This is a genomic window from Desulforamulus ruminis DSM 2154 (assembly GCF_000215085.1).
In the GTDB taxonomy this organism is placed as follows: Bacteria; Bacillota; Desulfotomaculia; order Desulfotomaculales; family Desulfotomaculaceae; genus Desulfotomaculum; species Desulfotomaculum ruminis.
Genome location: NC_015589.1, coordinates 90,166 through 107,060, shown reverse-complemented (window position 1 = coordinate 107,060; position 16,895 = coordinate 90,166). Strand labels below are relative to the sequence as shown.

Below are 16,895 nucleotides of genomic sequence, written 5' to 3'. Positions count from 1 at the left end.
GTTGAAACCTCCCTCCTTATTTGCAAAAAATTCTTAGAGCACCTCTTTAACTTTGGCCACAATTTGTTCGGTGGTAATCCCCACGCCGGGCTTGAAATAGGGCACGATTTCGGCGGTGGCACCGTAAATGGCATCCTTCACCAGTTTGGCCAACTGGCCCTGGGCGGATTCAGCAATTAACAGTTTTCTGTTGCCGGTGGCTAAAGCCTTAAGCTGCTCCGCAGGGAAGGGACGAAGGGTGATGGGCCGGAAATAGCCGACTTTCAGCCCCTCTGCTCTTAGTTCTTTAACGGCATCACGCACACCACGGAAAACAACACCGTGGCCAATCACGATCAGGTCCGCATCCTCGGTGAATTCCTCTGCGTATTCCACAACTTCCGGAGTCATTTTTTCATAATCAGCAAAATGCTGTTGGAGTACTTCATAAAGTTCTTCTTCAACGTTATAGGTATTGCGGTAATGCCCGGGTTCGCGGTCTACACCGGGAGTTCCGGGTTTGCCCACGTATTTTTCGGTGGGAACCATTTCAATGCCTCTTTCGGCGGGATCGTAAAGGGTTACGGATTCACGCATTTTAGCCTGGTAGCCGTCGCCCAGTACAAAGGTAGGGAAACGATACTTCCAGGCAGTGTTAAAGGCCTTAATGGTGTAATCAAACAATTCCTGGTGATTACTAGGGGAGTAAACCACCCGCATCCCTTCACCATTACCACCGTATGTAGTGAGGGTTACTTCCTGTTGGGAGTAAATAACGGTCGCTGTGGACGGGCCGCCACGCTGTTGGACAACCACCACGCTGGGGAGTCTCATGGCTTCAGCCATGGACATGGGTTCCTGCATCAGTGTGTTACCAGGGCCCGCGGTGGCAGTAAAGGCCCTAAGACCGGCCAGCACTCCGCCAACGGTGGTAAAACCCGCAGACAGTTCATCTTCGGTTTGCAGGAATTTGCGGTCAAATTTGGGAGCTTGGCGGGTCCAGTAGTGCATGATTTCGTTTTGAGGAGTAATGGGATAGCCATACATAATCTCGGCATTGGCTGCCAGGGCTGCCCAGGCAACTACCTCGTTACCCGTCATGAACGCCCGCTTTTCTCCGGTAATCGGTTTTTCGGACATGAGAAAAACCACACCTCCTAAGTTAATAGATTCCTTTGGAGCAACTTTGAAGCCTACATTTATAATGGTCTGGTTGTCCTACCAAAACGTATGCGGCATGTAACGAACCAGGGGTCGTACGGGATATCCCATACAATCCTGTGCTCCCAGTTGCCGGGCTACTTCTTGGTCTGCGGTGGTGGCTACCACAGGGATTCCCAGAATATTAGAAACCTCGCTTACCATCCGCGCACCCTCTTGAACAACTTCCGGCGTTGTCTCATCCCCCAGGTGCGTATTGTTTATGAGCGCGTGAATAGGTTCCAGTTCTTTTATGTAATCAAGAATTTCTTGGACGGTTGATGTCATGGGTCTTTTGGCATTGATTACAGCGATAATCTTTAATTCCGGGGTTTCTTCCACCCCTTCCAAAAGGTTCAGGGTTTTTGCTCCTTCAATACCATACCCAATATCTAGAATCACATCCCCCTCCCGGTATAATGCCCACCGGGATTCCGGTTTAATGGTATTGCCGGCTTCTCCTAAGCCCATGGTTTCCCTTGTTTCCCAGGCGATGACGCTCATCCCGGCATCCTCAAGCTGTTTTTTAATGGGACGCAGGGTATAACAGGGTTCCACAATGTCCAGGTCTACCAAGTTCACCTTGCGACCTAAGCTGGCCAATTCCAGAGCACGGTTTACAGCCACTTCACTTTTTCCACTGGCATATTCACCCACATAGGCCTCAACAATTCTCTTCGAAATGGTCATCCCCCCTGTTTCTGCGGTATTAGTTTGTCCATTTCAGAAAATTCCTAAAAGCTCTATAAAAAGCAAGAACCGGGACATTACGCCATATCCCGAGCTCTTCTTACTAGTATAATCTCTAAAATTTATTAAGTCAACAATTAGTTAACCCTATTTAACAGGCCAACTAACCGTTCAAGTCCTTTTTTCGACATTTCGCGGAAAAATTATTTACAACATTAAATCATTGCGTTCAGATTTGTTTTTCGGCCAACTGCCTCTAGGGAAAGTAAAAGGTCAAATTTAATGCTTTAGAGGTTTTAAAGCACCATATAGTTTGCCAGTACCAACAATACAACCCCCGGAATCTGCAATATACCTGCCGTTAACAAAGTAACCGGATTAATGGCAATATGCAGGCCCAAACCACCGCAGGCTACATTGACCAGCGCCAGTAAAAGGCCGCCCACCAGCAGGGATATTCCCACTCTACCAATTAAAACCAGGGGCCGGGCAAAGATTGTCCCAAACAGGTACAGGCCCAACAGCCCCAGCAGGCTTAAGATGATGGTCTTTGTTTCCATATAAACACCCCCGTTTGCTAAAGGGTGGTTTTTTCAGGTCGGCCGTTGGCTTTATTGGTATTCCTTAACAGTCCAGTTGCTAGCCTTAAAAGTCTTCTTCTCGGGTCCTGCAGCTTATTGATACAGGACCTCATAGCAGTACCATTAAGTCTAATAACTAGACCCTAAAGAAATGCCCGTTAGGCTAACCGCCCCAAAGAAAAACCCCACTACATATATAGCGGGGTTGGACAAACTTTATGACTATTTATTTGGAAAATTTTAGGAACCGAATTCTCCACGGCCTTCCAGTGCCTTGTTCAAGGTCATGGCGTCGGCATACTCCAGATCGGAGCCAACGGGAATCCCATGAGCAATGCGGGTTACTTTAATTCCCAGGGGTTTGATCAATCGGGCCAGATAAAGGGCGGTGGTTTCTCCCTCCACATCGGAGTTGGCGGCCAGAATGACCTCTTCCACCTCTCCTTCCTGCAGGCGTCCTAATAATTCCTTCACCGTGACATCCTCAGGTCCGACACCTTCCATGGGTGAAATGGCGCCGTGGAGCACATGATATAAACCTCGATAACCCCGGGCCTTCTCCATGGCAATGACATCCCTGGGCTCTTCCACCACGCAGAGCAACTTGCGATTTCGGCTGGTATCCCGGCAGACATGACAGGGATCTTCATCCGTAAGGTTGCAGCAATGGGAACAGCGCTTGATGGACTGGCGCACTTCCACCAGGGTTTTAGCCAAACTTTGAGCCATTTCCGGAGAAGAATTCAATACATGAAAAGCCAGCCTTTGGGCTGTTTTAGGACCAATGCCTGGAAGTTTGGCAAACTCATTTACCAGCCTGGCCACCGGACCGGAGTAGTAAAGCATGGTTATCCTTCCTTTGGTGGAGTCTTTCAAGCAGTCCTTTAGGGTCCGGCCTGTGAGGTGCTTCCTTTGGGTCCTGTCGCTAGCCTTATAAGTGTTCTTAAAGGGTCCTGTAAAGGATCCCGAAGTACAAGGCCGGCAACAAGACTCAAAAAGAAATGCCCATGAGTCTAACAACAGGACCCCAAAGACATGCCTATAAGTCTAACAACGGAACCAAAAAACCATACCCCGAAGCCTTTTAGAACAGCCCCGGTATATTCAGTCCGCCGGTAAGTTTGCTCATTTCCTTGGAGACCATCTCCTGGGACTTGCGCAGGGATTCATTCACTGCGGCCAAAATTAAGTCCTGCAGCATTTCAACGTCCTCGGGGTCCACCGCTTCCGGCTTAATGGCAATGCTAACGATCTCCTGTTTACCATTGGCCACCACTTTCACCGCACCGCCCCCGGCGGTGCTTTCAACGGTGCGGGAACTCAACTCTTCCTGCATTTTAGCCATATCCTGCTGCATCTTTTGAACCTGCTTCATCATTTTGTTCATATTTCCACCCATCATATCACTAAATCCTCCTTATATATGCTCAACCCGTTGATTCCGGGTCATTCTCAAGGGTTACCAGGTCTTCCCCAAAAAGCCGGACCGCCTCCAGGTAAATGGGATCGTCCTTAGGATTAGAGGTCGGCCGGGGCACCTGCTTTTTTCCCTGCACACAGCGTACCTCCCAGGGAGTCCCAAAATGTTTGGAGAGTAGCCATTCCAGATATTTTCTGGACTCAGGTTTATCTGCTGTTGCATAATCAATAAATTCTTCAAAATAAAGGGTTAAGGTGTTGCCTTTGGCCTCTATTTGAGGTTCATTTTTATTTAAGACGCTCCACAGCCTCATTTTCCCACCATCCCGTATGCCCTTTAACAGGGCGGGCCAAGCCTGGCGTATGATCTCGATGCCCGTATCCTTTACCGGGGCTGCGGGACTTTCTTTTACCGGCAGTTCAACCGTCTTTTCTTTCTCCGGCGGGCCGGCAGTCCCTACCTTGGCTATAGGGCTCTCTTTTCTTGGCCCAGGGGCCTGGGTTTCTTGGTCCAAGTCCTTCCGCGGCAGGGAGGCAATTTCCACCGCTCCACTTTCCAGCCGGTGTTCCAACTGGGCCACCCGCCGGGCCAAAGCCTCTACAGAGGTGCTTACCTCCGGCCGGGCTGCTTTAACCAAAGCCAGCTCCAACACCAGAACCGGCTGGGAACTCCACTTCATTTCCTGTTCCGCCTGGACCAGCACCTGCAGCAAGTGAAACAAGGTCTGCTCCTGCAGAGAGCCGGCCGGACTCTTTTGATCCAAACCTTCCAGCAGCAATCCCCGCAGATGGGAAGTCAGTTCCCTGGCAAAAAGCCGCAAATCCTTTCCCCGATCATTTATTTCAGCCAGCAGTTCAAGGGCCAAAGACGCCTTTCCCTCAGCCAAATGCCGCACCATGCGGGCCAGTACTTCCTGCTGCACCGTTCCCAGGATGCTGTGAATGTCTGCGGCGGAAACCTTTTCTTCCGCAAAGGCCGCCCCCTGATCCAAAATACTCAGGGCATCCCGCAAGCCTCCTTCCGCCGCCTCGGCAATCAGCCGAAGAGCCTCTTCTTCCACTTCAATACCGGCGCCGGCAGCCACTTCTTTTAGCCTTCCCAGCATCTCCTGGGTTTTAATGCGGCGAAAATCAAAACGCTGGCAGCGGGAAAGAATGGTTACCGGAACCTTATGGGCTTCGGTGGTGGCCAGTACAAAAACCACATGGGCCGGAGGTTCTTCCAGGGTTTTTAATAAAGCATTAAAAGCCTGGTCCGTGAGCATATGAACCTCATCAATGATATATACTTTTCTGCGACCGGTGGCCGGAGCAAATTTAACTTTCTCCCGCAAATCCCGAATTTCATCGATGCCACGATTGGAGGCAGCATCGATTTCAATCACATCCACCGACGTGCCTTCATTAACGGCCCGACAATTGTCACACTCATTGCAGGGTTCTCCCAGGTCATTGTTCAGGCAGTTTAAGGCCTTGGCCAGCACTTTGGCCGTGGTGGTTTTCCCGGTTCCCCTGGGGCCGCAAAATAAATAAGCATGAGCAACCTTCCCGTTGACCAGGGCATTTTGCAAGGTCCGGGTTATGTGCTGCTGGCCCACCAGTTCATGAAAGGTTTGGGGACGCCATGTACGGTACAAAGCTTTATACGTCAAAACAGAAACACCCCATTGTTATTCTTCCATATTGTTTCGCCTTTTAATACTTATTTCCTTTAAGAGAAACTATTTCCATTTAAAAAACCAGGAAATATCCGACTTTGGGAGAATCCATTTCTATCGCCGGAAACGGCGGGTCATAATAAAAGGAAGGTTTAGAATAACTGCGGCTCTCTGCCGCTGCCAGCTCTTTATTTGTACACCATAACCCGAGAAGGGAGATTGCATTCTTGACTGAAAACAACCGGGTCGCTGTTGCCCATTGTGACAGCTATGCACTACCAGCCATTGACCGGGCTTTAGAAGGATTACTGATCTCCTTGGGCCCTGTGGAAAAATGGATCCAACCGGGCCAGCGGGTGGCCGTAAAACCCAATTTAATCGCCAAAAAAAAGCCTGAGGAAGCCGCCACCACCCACCCTTTACTGGTGGAAGCCGTGGTGCGTATGGTGCAAAGGGCCGGCGGAAAACCATTTATTGTGGACTCTCCCGGCGGGCCTTCCAGCAAGGGATTGCTTAACGCCGTTTACCGGACTACGGGCATGTCGGAAGTGGCCGCCCGCACCGGCTGCGACCTTTGCCTTGACACCACCGAACTGGTGCTGGCCCATCCCCGGGGCAGGGTCATTAAGCAACTGACCGTTCTCAAAGTACTGGCCGAAGCGGATGTTATTATCGGCCTGCCAAAATTAAAAACCCACTGCATGACCCGGTACACCGGGGCCGTAAAGTTAATGTATGGGGCCATACCCGGCTTGAAAAAGGCGGAATATCACTTCAACCTGCAGCGCTTGGAAGACTTCACCCAGCTTTTAATCGATATCAACACCCTGCTAAAACCAACCTTGGTCATTATGGATGCCATCGTGGGCATGGAAGGAGACGGGCCAACGGCGGGAACTCCCAGAAAGGCGGGACTTTTACTGGCCTCCCCCAATCCCTATGCCCTGGATTATGTAGGTTCGGGTTTCATCGGCATTCATCCGGAATCCCTTCCGTTAATCCGGTTAGCCATGGAACAGGGCCTCTGTCCACCTCCTGAACAGTTGGAACTGGCGGGAGACCCTCTGCCAACCCTTACTTCACCTTTTCAATTGCCGGGCCATAGGCAAATCGATTTTGATATTCCCGGCCCCCTAAAAAGGGTTATCGGCCGGCTGCAGCCAAAACCCATTTTCAGCCCCGAGCTATGCCTGGGCTGCGGCGAATGCCAGCGCTGCTGCCCCGCCGGGGCCATTACCATGGCCGACGGCCAGCCCCGGTTAAACCTTAATCAATGCATTCGCTGCTTCTGCTGCCAGGAACTCTGCCCCCACAAAGCGGTCCGGGTTCGCCAGAACTGGCTGGGCAAAAAGCTGCTGCGCTAAATAATTCAACACCCTCAAGCAGAGCTTGAGGGTGTTTCTTTTCTTCTTTATCTCACGGTCCCCACGAAGCAACTGCCCCCGATAAATTCCCGTACAATGGAATTTAACGGAATTTCATCCACAGCCATGGGTGAGAAAAAGTTTAAAAAGCTCAATAGTCTTCTGGCTTCGGCATATTCGGCAGAATCCGGTGTGATTCCCTGCAGCAGCGGTTCGGCGGACCCTTTTAAAACGGCCAGTTCATAGGCCAAAGCGGAGTTAAACATCACGTCGGCGCTTTCCTGGAAGGGAAAAATATTTTTCTCCTCACCTCGGCGAACCGACGGCCACATACTAATGGTTTCAGCCGCGGAACGTCCCCGGCAACGATGATCTCGTACAATGCGCCGGATTTTTCTTAAATCCGTAGTGGGAATTCGGTTTTGATTATCAATATTAATCTGGGTTAAGGCACTGACATAGATTTTAAATTTTCTGCCCTTGGGAATGGAGCTGGTTAAGACATCGTTTAACCCGTGAATTCCTTCTACAATCACCATATCCGAAGGAGCCAGCCTTAATTTCTCTCCGTGATATTCCCGCTTGCCGGTTTTAAAATTAAAGTAAGGGAGCTTAATTTCCTCACCCTGGATTAATTTAATTAAATGATCGTTAAATAAAGCACTATCAATGGCCTTAATGCTTTCAAAATCGTAGTTGCCCTGCTCATCCCTGGGCGTAAGCTCCCGGTCCACAAAATAATCGTCCAGGGAAATGGCCACCGGCCGGATGCCATTGACCTGCAGTTGAGTGGATAACCGCTGGGCAAAGGTGGTTTTCCCGGAGGAGGACGGCCCTGCAATTAAAACAATGCGGATGCGGTCAATATTTTCGGTAATTTGATCGGCAATCCGGGCAATTTGCTTCTCGTGATAGGCTTCACATACCCGGATTAAGTTGCCCACATCTCCCTTGGTAACCATGTCGTTCAACGTTACCACGTTATTTACCTTAATAATGTTAGCCCACTTCTTGGCTTCGTAGTGAACATTGGCCAACTTTCCTTGCTCGATATAGGGTGGAATTTCCATGGGATTTTCCTTTTTGGGTAATTCCAGAATAAATCCGGGTAGATAGAACCGCAGTCTGAAATTCTTCAGAAATCCGCTGCTGGGCACTAAAGGCCCGTAACAAAAGTCATAGTAGCCGCCGCAGGAGTAAATGGCCACTTCATCCTGAGGCAGGTAGCGGAGCAGACTGATCTTCTCGGTCTGACCGGATTCGGTGAACAACCGCTCAGCGTCCTCTTTACTGATTTTTTTGCGAACCATGGGCTCATCGGCCTCAATGATATAACGCATTTGCCGCTCAATTCTGGCAACATCCCGGTCCTTTATGGGCCTGCTATAGGAAACATCGCCATAGACGCCGTTCCCCAGGGTATGCTGAATGATGGCCGTACCTCCCGGCAGAGCCTCGGATACCGCCCGCATCAGAACCATAATGACGCTGCGGTGGTAGATCCTTATCCCATCCTCGGAAGACAGGTCGATATATTCAACTTGGCAGTCCCGGTCCAAGGGCGTTCTCAAATCTTTAAGGCGATGATTGATCATGGCCGCAACCACAGGGTATTTCCTGGCTCCCCCGTTCTTTTTCAGCAGTTCCTGCACCGGTGTACCCTGGTCGATTTCGTACGTTTCTTCCCTTTCCACACAAACCTTAATTAAATTTTCCATTTGTACACCTCCTCGTTCGTTAGCTAACTGAATCCATTATATTTTATTTTCACAATTTTTAAAAACCCTTGTTTGCTGGCCTATCGACTTCAAAAACCAAAAAACCTGCAATAATTGCAGGTTTCAACACATTCTATAAAATTAGAGACCGTGCACCCACCTTCGAATGATCACTTCCGGGCGAAACCATCGCAGGTTGCTCAGACCAGGTTGCCTCACGGCACCCGCAGGGATTCCCTTAGTGCTGCTTCCGTCAGGACCTGACACGGTTCGAGAGCCTACGCTGCGCAAGACCCGGTCATCAACGCCCCTTACAATGGCCAGACCCCACAAGTCATACCCTAGGGCAGGAATTCAACCCAGCTACAGCGGATTGCTGGTACAGGGCACCGCTACCTCCCCGTCTAGCACGGTCATAGACTAACATTTTTTGTGGCGGAGAGGGCGGGATTCGAACCCGCGAATGAGTTGCCCCATTACATGATTTCCAGTCATGCGCCTTCGACCGGACTCGGCCACCTCTCCAGAAAAATTTTCTCTTGTTTTTACAGACTACATGTTAGATTATATTCATTTATGTTTCACAAGTCAAGAGCCAAATAAGACTTGTCCCTTAACTATAACATCTTTTTTATCAACCCTTCAAGGGATCCTGCACATCCTTTTTTCGACATTTTCTGTGATTGAGCCAATAAAGGAAATGAATTATCCTGAAAAGGAACCACCTCCTTTGGCTATTGCTTCTCCGCCTTTGATCAATACCTGAAACAAAATCATAAACCCGGAGGATTGTCATGGTTATGTTAAAACAAACCAATTCAAACATCCTCTATCCTTTATTAAAAAATCTGAGCCTGTTTAAGGGCATTTCCGACCACCTTTTACTGGACATCAGCAGCCATTGCAGCTTAAAGACCCTGCGCCCTCAGGATCTTATGATATCCCAGGGGGAAATCCTCGACAAGTTTTTTATTGTTTTTTCAGGGGAATTAGAGGTCTACACTCAGGATGAGCATGGAGAAAAAATCATTTTGGACCGACTTTCTCCCGGAGACTATTATGGGGAAATTTGCCTTCTTACCAGGGAAGCCTCTCCGGTTTGCATTAGTACCGCCAAAAAAAGTCAGATTATTGTCTTTAAAGACCGTGGTTTTGAAAATCTCATCCAATGGGTTCCTGAATTAAACCACAAAGTGATTAAAACCCTCTCTTCTCAGCTAATCAAGGTAAACGATGAAATTTTCGCTGCCAGGAACAAGGAGCTGTCCCTGGCCAGTTTCATTATTCATTCCAGAAACGATTGGCATGAACTGGTGGGTCAGAGCAAGTTTACCAAAATATTGCGGCATAAAATTGATGAAATCGCCAGGCACAATGAGCCCGTCTTAATCCTGGGAGAAAAGGGAACAGGTAAAATTCTGGCGGCCAATCTCATTCACACCTACGGAATGAGGAACGAAAAGCCCTTTATTGTAGTGGAGTGCGAAGAGCTTACAAAGGATGAGGAAGGAAATAAATTACTGGGTCCGCTGGCCAAAATGGAAAGATTGACCGATGGCTTCAGTTATATGGACTTAGCCCAGGGGGGCACCCTGTTCCTGAACGACATCGAGCTGCTCCCCAAAGGCGCTTTGCTGCGGTTGATAGACTATGTGAACCGATCCAGGGAAGTAAGAATTCTCATGGCCTCCACCGTCAGTAACCCCACCCGGTATATTGAAAAAAAATTTCCGGGCGTTGTGTGCAATTCACTGTTCCGCGACCTCCTCTATCTGGAACCCCTGCGAAACCGGAAAAGAGATATTCCTGAATTACTAAATCACTTTGTGACGTTAAAGGGTAAAAAATATGAAAAGGAAGGTCTTTCCCTTTCCCAGGCCGCCACTGAAAAACTGCTGTACCACGATTACCAGCAGGCCAACATCCGCGAGTTGGAAGAAATCATTGACCGGGCCGTGCTGTTAACAAGCACTTCTGTTATCGAAGCGGAAACCATTATTCTTGGTGAAGTAATCAAGAGTCATCCCGGGTATAATCTTCTCCAGTGGGGCTTTCTGAAAAATTTAATTCATCATAAAATCTGGCCGCAAAGGGCTCAACAAGGAATGACCCTGATCTTTATCGGCATTCTTTTCTTTGCCTTTACCGGAAACAATACCAACCTCTGGATCAATACCTTCACCTGGAAATTCATGGGCCCCATGATTATTTTGGCCTCCCTGCTGCTGGCCAGGATTTCCTGCTCCATCTGTCCCTTTGCTTTTTTAGCTTGCAAGGCTCAGGAAATAAAGTGTTACGCCAAACCGGTGCCAGCCTTTATCAGTAAAAATTACTACTTATTTTTTTCCTTCCTTTTTAGCCTGATTTTCTGGTATGAAGAATTTTTTGATATAAAGGATGTTCCTTATTTAACAGGCCTCTTGCTGCTGGCCATTTCAGCCGCAGCCATCGCCTGCGGGCTGCTCTTCCGGGGTCAAATCTGGTGCCGCTACCTGTGTCCCCTGGGAGCCATCTTCGCCGTTTGTTCCACCTTATCACCGGTTGAACTGCGGGCTAAAACAGACATCTGCCAGAACCAATGTCAAACCTTCAATTGTTATAAAGGGGATACGGGAACCGGCTGTCCCATGCTGCAGCATGCCGCTTACCTGGACAGTAATATGAATTGCAAGCTGTGCTTTAAATGTGTTCTGAACTGCCCCAACGATTCCATTAAATTTAGCCTGCGGCCCCCGGGCAGGGAAATCTGGCGTCTCTCCAATGTGCACGGGGGAATGGCTGCTCTGGTTTTATTTTTCGGCTTGATGCTGCTGCCCCTATGCCTGCTGCCGGAAATAAAAAATACCTATCCCCAGCATTGGAAATGGGTATTTAATCTCTCTTATTGGACGCTGTTTTTACTCTTGGCCGCTTTTGTTGTTTTCTTTTTAAAGAAGAGAGTGATGGCCAAAAATTTTGTTTCCTACCTGCGCATGTCCTTGGCTTTCATCCCACTCATTACCGGAAGTCATATTTCCTACCAGTTGGGCACCAAATTCAGCCCTTTAAAAAACTACCTGGTCCAATTATCCAGCCTTAAAACAAGCAGCCCCCTGCTGACAACCACCGCCTGTTACTTTCTGCAAGCCCACTTTATGGTCATCGGATTGTTGTTTACAGAGTATTGCCTGACCAAGATCTCCCCTAAAGTCAAAAACAAATGGCTTAATGCCGCGGCCTTTTTTCTGGCTCTGGGGTATTTTGCCTTGGTCATGCTGCTGCTGGTTTAATTCATCGGACACCGGTATTTTGCAAAAACTCCTTGATTTGTTTAAGAATTTCTTCCGGTTTTTCCTCGGTTAAAAAGTGCCCCGCCCCAGGCAGGCGCAAAGTAATTCCGTGGTTGGGCAGCAGCCTTTCCAGGTCATGGATGATCCACGGGGGAAAAGACGGATCTTTCATCCCCCATATGATCTGGGTGGGAACCTGCCAACCCGCCAATGACCGTCCGGTTTTATACAGCATTTGATAAACGGGATCGGATTTCCAGATGGGTATCTGCCTTACGGTAACCAACTGAGCTTTACGATCCCGCCAGCCCCTGTAAGGAGCTGCGAATCCCCGGCGGATCTCTTTGGAGAAGAACTGCCTCCCCCAAAAGGCCGCAGGCATAACCACCCTCTGCAAAAAGTTGAGGCCCTGCACCAACCCTTCACCCAACCCCGGAAGCCGCAGGGGCCACAATACAAGGTAGGACCAGGGAATCCTGTAGCGGTTTCCGCCCAGCACCTCGGGCACCGTCCCGCTTGTGTTCATGAGGACCAGCCGCTTTACCCGTTCTTTGTTTTCAGCCGCCCAGCTCAGGCCAATAATCCCGCCGATGTCATGCCCCATCAGGGTTATCTCCTGAAGCCCCAGCTTATCCACAAACCGGGACAGCCTCTGCTGTTGAGCCGCCAGGCCGTAATCCGCTCCGGTTGGTTTATCCGATAAGCCGAAGCCCAAAAAATCGGGAACCACACAGCGGTAATTCCTGCTTAACTCCGGCAAAAAAAGCCTCCACAAATAGCCCCAGGTGGGGTTCCCGTGCAGCAGCAGAATCGGCTCCCCTTCTCCTTCATCCAGATAATGCAGGTTGTATCCCAGCACCTTAAGATATCGGGACGGATAGGTAAAATCCCCCGGCATCATCAGCAGTCACCTGCCTCGTTACGAATCTTGCCTATATCATACCGGGCAAGGAGAATTTTAGGAATAGATAAAAATCATAAGCCTTAAAAAAATGAACCCCCTTGCCAAAATGGCAAAGAGGGTTATTGAAATCACAACTACAAAACTTTATAAACTGCGTTGCAGTCTTCGTTGGCAAAACCTTGGGCTTCCGCAATTTCGTAGAATTTCTTGGCCAGCTTGGTGAATCTGGCATCATAACCCCAGTCATCGGCCATGTCACAACCCAGCCGGACATCCTTCAAAGCCAGACTGACACCGAAACGGTTGCCAAAGTCGTTGTTTAAGATCCAAGGCCCGCGAACCTGTAACTGGAAGGAGTTCGCCCCGGTATCGGCCAGCAGTTCCTGAAGCTGCTTAGGCTCAATACCGGCCTTTTCACCGATGCGCAAACCTTCAGCCAGCACAGCCAGATTGGTCATGCCGATCATATTGCTGATTAATTTAAAGGCGTAGGCCTGTTCCGCCCCGCCAAGATAATAAACGGGATTGCCCACGATCTTTAAAGTATCCAGCATTTTTTCATATACTTCCTTTTTACCACCGGCGAAGATGGGCTGTTCCGCCTTCTCGGCCTGGGCCGGACCTTTTCCCAAAGGGCAGGCCAGGAAACCAATCCCTTTACTCTCTGCAGCCTCCGCTAATTTTCTAGCGGTTTTGGGGTCGATGGTACTTACATCAATATAGGTGGCCCCAGCCTTCATTTTGCTCAGCAGCCCTTCTTCTCCCAGCATGGTCCCCTCAATGTGTTTAGGCAGGGGCAGACTGGTAAATACCACATCGCAACCGGCCAGTTCCGCAGCACCTTGGGCTGCTTTCCCGGTAGTCCCCACAGCCAGGGTTTTTTTAATGGCTTCCGGGTTTAAATCAAATACCGTTACATCTTTTCCTGCACGAATGAGGTTGCGGGCTAACCCTCCCCCCATAAGACCTAATCCAATATATCCGTATTTCATTGAGGACACCCCTTTTTGTCGAGAATTAAGAGAAACAGATTCAGTCATTACGTAATCTACTTTCCGCGCACTAAAGATTAACTCCTGCACTCATGCCTTGGGTTTTGGCCGCTTGTTCATCTTGCAAAGCTTCCGACTCAACATCTTGACCGGTATGATCCCATTTAATGGCCAGGATGGACAGTAAACCGATAGCCGGTACCAGGGCCAGGAACAACAGGGTTTTTTGCAAACCAACAGCCGCCAGTACCAGGGGGAAGAAATAGAAGCCGGTAATACTGCCTACCCGTACCATGGTCTGTCCCCAACCGGAACCCAAGCCCCGGATGCTGGCCGGAAAGGATAGGGTCGCCACTGCCATTCCCTGGGCGCCCGGTCCGAAAGAGTGCCCGAAGATAAACAGGCCGATGACCAAGGCTTGCATAAGCACCGACATATGTTGTTCAAATAACCCGATGATCAGCAGGCAAGAGCAGGCAATGCTATAGCCAATGATGCACATTTTTCTGGAACCGAACTTATCTGTAATATAAGCCTGCCAGGTCCCGCCTACAATGCCGAAACAATTAAATACGATGGAGCCAACAATGGCCCAGAGGAATTCCTTACCGAAAATCATGGCGGCAATCACCGGCAGGTAGAAACCCACTGCAAAGTATTCCATACTCTGGGTCATGGCCACAATGGTGGCCATCAGGGTTCTCAGCCTGTAGCGCTTGGTGAATAAAGCCCCGTAGGATAGATTGGGTTTATGTTCTTCCTTGACCGGTTCCAGGTCTTCGGGTTTGCAATCCAATACCACTTTTACTTCATAGGTTCTTTCAATAATCCGTGCCGCTTCCTTTATACCCACATGGTTCAGAGCCCAAAGGGGGCTTTCTTCCATGAAATACTTCCGCATGATTAGAACCACGATGGCCGGCACCGCTCCGAAACCAACCGCCCATCTCCACAGATGGGGACCGGCTCCCAGGAAGTAAAAGGGAAGCACAATTAAGAAAGAGGCAGATGCCGCAACATACCACATGCCTTGCCAGAGGTTGACCCACTTGCCCTTGCCCTTCATGGAGCTAAACTCGGCAATATAACTTAAAGCCACCGGGAAATCCAGACCAACGCCGATACCCATCAAAAACCGACATAACATTAATACTTCCACATTGGGAGCAAAGGCCGCAACCAGGGCGGAAACCACAAAGAACCAGAGGTCGGCATAAAACATTTTCTGCCTTCCCAGTTTATCAACAAAGTAACCGCCAAAAATTGCCCCCAGCAGGGCGCCAAAAGCCATGGAGGCCGTTAAATTCCCCATTTGCACAGCACTTAAACCAAATTGCTCTTTTAACTGCACCGCCCCAATACCCAGGCTGGTAAAGTCATAGGCATCGATAAAGATGCCGCCCAAGGCGGTAAAAATCACAATAGAGGCATTCTTGGCCGGACCCGCATTATTTAGAAAGTTAATAATATCTTGTTTCCCGCGCACAATAATCTCTTGGGACATAGCCACACCTTCTTTCTTGCAACTTTTTGTAGCTTTTCTATTCATTTTGTACTAAAATGATTTTTGTATTTTACTCTCATATTTCTTTTCTAAGGGGCGGGAATTTATCCAGTCCCTCTTTTTATCTGTGACTTTATGGATTAAGCGGAACGATAGAGCTTGGTCAAAACAAACTCCTTATGACCCAGGGTTTCCGCATTGGTCATCCGGCCGTTCAAAGTGCGGATCATGATGTCCATCAGCGCATCCGCCGCTCCGTCCAGATCCATTTCACCCCGCAGAATGCCGCTCAGATCTACGTCAATGTGCTCCGACATGGTGGATACCGTGATGGGGTTCGCCGAAACCTTAATCACCGGCAAAATGGGGTTCCCCACAATGTTGCCTTGGCCGGTGGGGAAGAAGTGGCATACCGCTCCCGCGGCTGCCATCAGGGTTAAGCATTCAGCTGCTGCCGAGGAGGTATCCATAAAGTGCAGGCCTTTCTTGGTCGGTGCTTCCGCCGGAGCCAGCACACCCTGTACTTTCGCTACTTTACCGATCTTCTGAATGTTGCCCAAGGCTTTTTCTTCAATGGTGGTTAAGCCCCCGGCAATGTTCCCCTGGGTGGGCTGAGTACCGCACAGATCCACACCCTGGTCCAAAATGAACTGGTTGTAAGCCGTCCAGGTCTTCATGAACTCTTCCCTGATTTCCGGCGTCGCGCAACGATCCGCTACCAGATGCTCCCCGCCGGTCACTTCCGAAGTTTCCCCGAAGAACAAGGTCAGGCCCATGGGGTCCAGACGGTCGTACAGACGGCCAATGGAGGGGTTGGCTGCCAGGCCGGAAGTGGTATCCGACTCACCGCATTTCGTGGAAATGGTCAGTTCATCAATGCTGCACTCCACCCTTTGCAGTCCGGTGGCATACTGAACGAATTCCTTGGCTTTCCAGGAAGCCTGCTCCACGGTTTTAAAATCCCCGTTGCGCTCAATTGAGAAGCCCGCCACCGGCTTGCCGGTCTTAGCAATGCCTTCCACAATCAGATTGGTCCAGTTGGGTTCAATGCCGATGACCACGACCGCCGCTACGTTGGGGTTGCAGCCGGTGCCGATCAAAGTACGGAAATGCAGCTCTAAATCTTCACCAAACTGCAGACGGCCGTAGGGATGGGGCAGGGCCATGGTGCCCTGGACATGCTTGGCCACCGCTTCACAAGCAGCGTTAGAAATATCGTCCACAGGTAAAATGATCACATGATTGCGGCAGCCTACGGCGCCGTTCTCACGGCGATAGCCATAAAAAGTGGGGATAGACATGATTGGGTTTACCACCTTTCCGTTTTTAAATTATGGGTGTGCACATGCTCACCCTTTTTAATGGCCTGTACGGTTTTACCGATGGGCACGTGATACTTGATTACCCTTTCACCGGCAGCGATATCTTTCAGGGCGATTTTGTGGCCCAGGGGAATATCACTGATAGACTGAATCTCAATGGTCTTGTCCGAGTCCTGAACTTTCCCGGTGACTGCTTCGCCGGCTTTAATGTCGGCTACGGCTACACCAACCATGTCTGCCAGGTCGTGTACTAGGAACTTAATCAACTTAACTCCTCCTTTTTCTCTACTCTTGT

Annotated in this window: 14 protein-coding genes, 1 tRNA gene and 1 other RNA gene; 2 read left to right on the top strand and 14 right to left on the bottom strand. The window is 49.5% G+C overall.

All coding sequences use genetic code 11. The annotated features are described in order from the left end of the window. Positions 1-33: 33 nt before the first annotated feature. From DESRU_RS00530 to dnaX, 6 genes are all read right to left on the bottom strand, one after another. Positions 34-1,119: a pyruvate flavodoxin/ferredoxin oxidoreductase gene (locus DESRU_RS00530; RefSeq protein ID WP_013840182.1), complete on the bottom strand. Its 1,086-nt coding sequence runs from the start codon at positions 1,117-1,119 to the stop codon at positions 34-36. A gap of 78 nt (positions 1,120-1,197) precedes the next feature. Continuing rightward, positions 1,198-1,869, bottom strand: coding sequence for a P-loop NTPase family protein (locus DESRU_RS00525; protein ID WP_013840181.1), 672 nt, complete (start codon positions 1,867-1,869; stop codon positions 1,198-1,200). A 296-nt stretch (positions 1,870-2,165) separates the two neighbouring features. Beyond that, complete coding sequence (locus tag DESRU_RS00520; protein ID WP_013840180.1) at positions 2,166-2,429, bottom strand: pro-sigmaK processing inhibitor BofA family protein; 264 nt, start codon at positions 2,427-2,429, stop codon at positions 2,166-2,168. A gap of 261 nt (positions 2,430-2,690) precedes the next feature. Continuing rightward, positions 2,691-3,296 (bottom strand): recombination mediator RecR, encoded by a 606-nt coding sequence (recR, locus tag DESRU_RS00515; RefSeq protein ID WP_013840179.1) that lies wholly within the window; start codon positions 3,294-3,296, stop codon positions 2,691-2,693. A gap of 238 nt (positions 3,297-3,534) precedes the next feature. Then, positions 3,535-3,852 carry a YbaB/EbfC family nucleoid-associated protein gene (locus tag DESRU_RS00510; RefSeq protein ID WP_013840178.1) on the bottom strand — a complete coding sequence of 106 codons (318 nt, stop codon included), beginning with the start codon at positions 3,850-3,852 and terminating at the stop codon, positions 3,535-3,537. 25 nt (positions 3,853-3,877) lie between these two features. Next, on the bottom strand, positions 3,878-5,521 hold the full coding sequence (gene dnaX / locus DESRU_RS00505) for a DNA polymerase III subunit gamma/tau (RefSeq protein WP_013840177.1): 1,644 nt from the start codon (positions 5,519-5,521) through the stop codon (positions 3,878-3,880). A gap of 233 nt (positions 5,522-5,754) precedes the next feature. On the opposite strand from dnaX, the gene DESRU_RS00500 reads away from it, so the two are divergent. Then, a complete protein-coding gene (locus DESRU_RS00500) occupies positions 5,755-6,891 on the top strand; it encodes a DUF362 domain-containing protein (RefSeq protein WP_013840176.1) in 1,137 nt (378 codons plus the stop codon). 47 nt (positions 6,892-6,938) lie between these two features. Here DESRU_RS00500 and DESRU_RS00495 read toward each other — a convergent pair whose 3' ends face one another. The 3 genes from DESRU_RS00495 to DESRU_RS00490 form a co-directional block, all read right to left on the bottom strand. After that, the gene (locus DESRU_RS00495) at positions 6,939-8,609 is read right to left on the bottom strand and encodes a nucleoside kinase (RefSeq protein WP_013840175.1); all 1,671 of its coding nucleotides are present in this window, start codon (positions 8,607-8,609) and stop codon (positions 6,939-6,941) included. A gap of 148 nt (positions 8,610-8,757) precedes the next feature. Continuing rightward, an RNA gene (gene ffs / locus DESRU_RS20105) (signal recognition particle sRNA large type) lies at positions 8,758-9,022 on the bottom strand. A gap of 20 nt (positions 9,023-9,042) precedes the next feature. Beyond that, positions 9,043-9,134: transfer RNA gene (locus tag DESRU_RS00490), tRNA-Ser, on the bottom strand. 269 nt (positions 9,135-9,403) lie between these two features. Between DESRU_RS00490 and DESRU_RS00485 the strand changes: the two genes are divergently transcribed. Further along, positions 9,404-11,878: a sigma 54-interacting transcriptional regulator gene (locus tag DESRU_RS00485; RefSeq protein WP_013840174.1), complete on the top strand. Its 2,475-nt coding sequence runs from the start codon at positions 9,404-9,406 to the stop codon at positions 11,876-11,878. A gap of 1 nt (position 11,879) precedes the next feature. On the opposite strand, the gene DESRU_RS00480 is transcribed toward DESRU_RS00485, so the two are convergent. The 5 genes from DESRU_RS00480 to DESRU_RS00460 all read right to left on the bottom strand — a co-directional run bounded on the left by DESRU_RS00480 (position 11,880) and on the right by DESRU_RS00460 (position 16,866). Then, a complete protein-coding gene (locus DESRU_RS00480; RefSeq protein WP_013840173.1) occupies positions 11,880-12,779 on the bottom strand; it encodes an alpha/beta fold hydrolase in 900 nt (299 codons plus the stop codon). Between the two features lie 137 nt (positions 12,780-12,916). Further along, entirely contained in the window at positions 12,917-13,822 is a 906-nt protein-coding gene (locus tag DESRU_RS00475; RefSeq protein ID WP_143758725.1) for an NAD(P)-dependent oxidoreductase, read from the bottom strand. Positions 13,823-13,844: 22 nt separating this feature from the next. After that, positions 13,845-15,278 (bottom strand): MFS transporter, encoded by a 1,434-nt coding sequence (locus tag DESRU_RS00470; RefSeq protein WP_013840171.1) that lies wholly within the window; start codon positions 15,276-15,278, stop codon positions 13,845-13,847. A gap of 140 nt (positions 15,279-15,418) precedes the next feature. Continuing rightward, complete coding sequence (locus tag DESRU_RS00465; RefSeq protein ID WP_013840170.1) at positions 15,419-16,579, bottom strand: UxaA family hydrolase; 1,161 nt, start codon at positions 16,577-16,579, stop codon at positions 15,419-15,421. Positions 16,580-16,587: 8 nt separating this feature from the next. Continuing rightward, positions 16,588-16,866, bottom strand: coding sequence for a UxaA family hydrolase (locus tag DESRU_RS00460; protein ID WP_013840169.1), 279 nt, complete (start codon positions 16,864-16,866; stop codon positions 16,588-16,590). Positions 16,867-16,895: the final 29 nt, after the last annotated feature.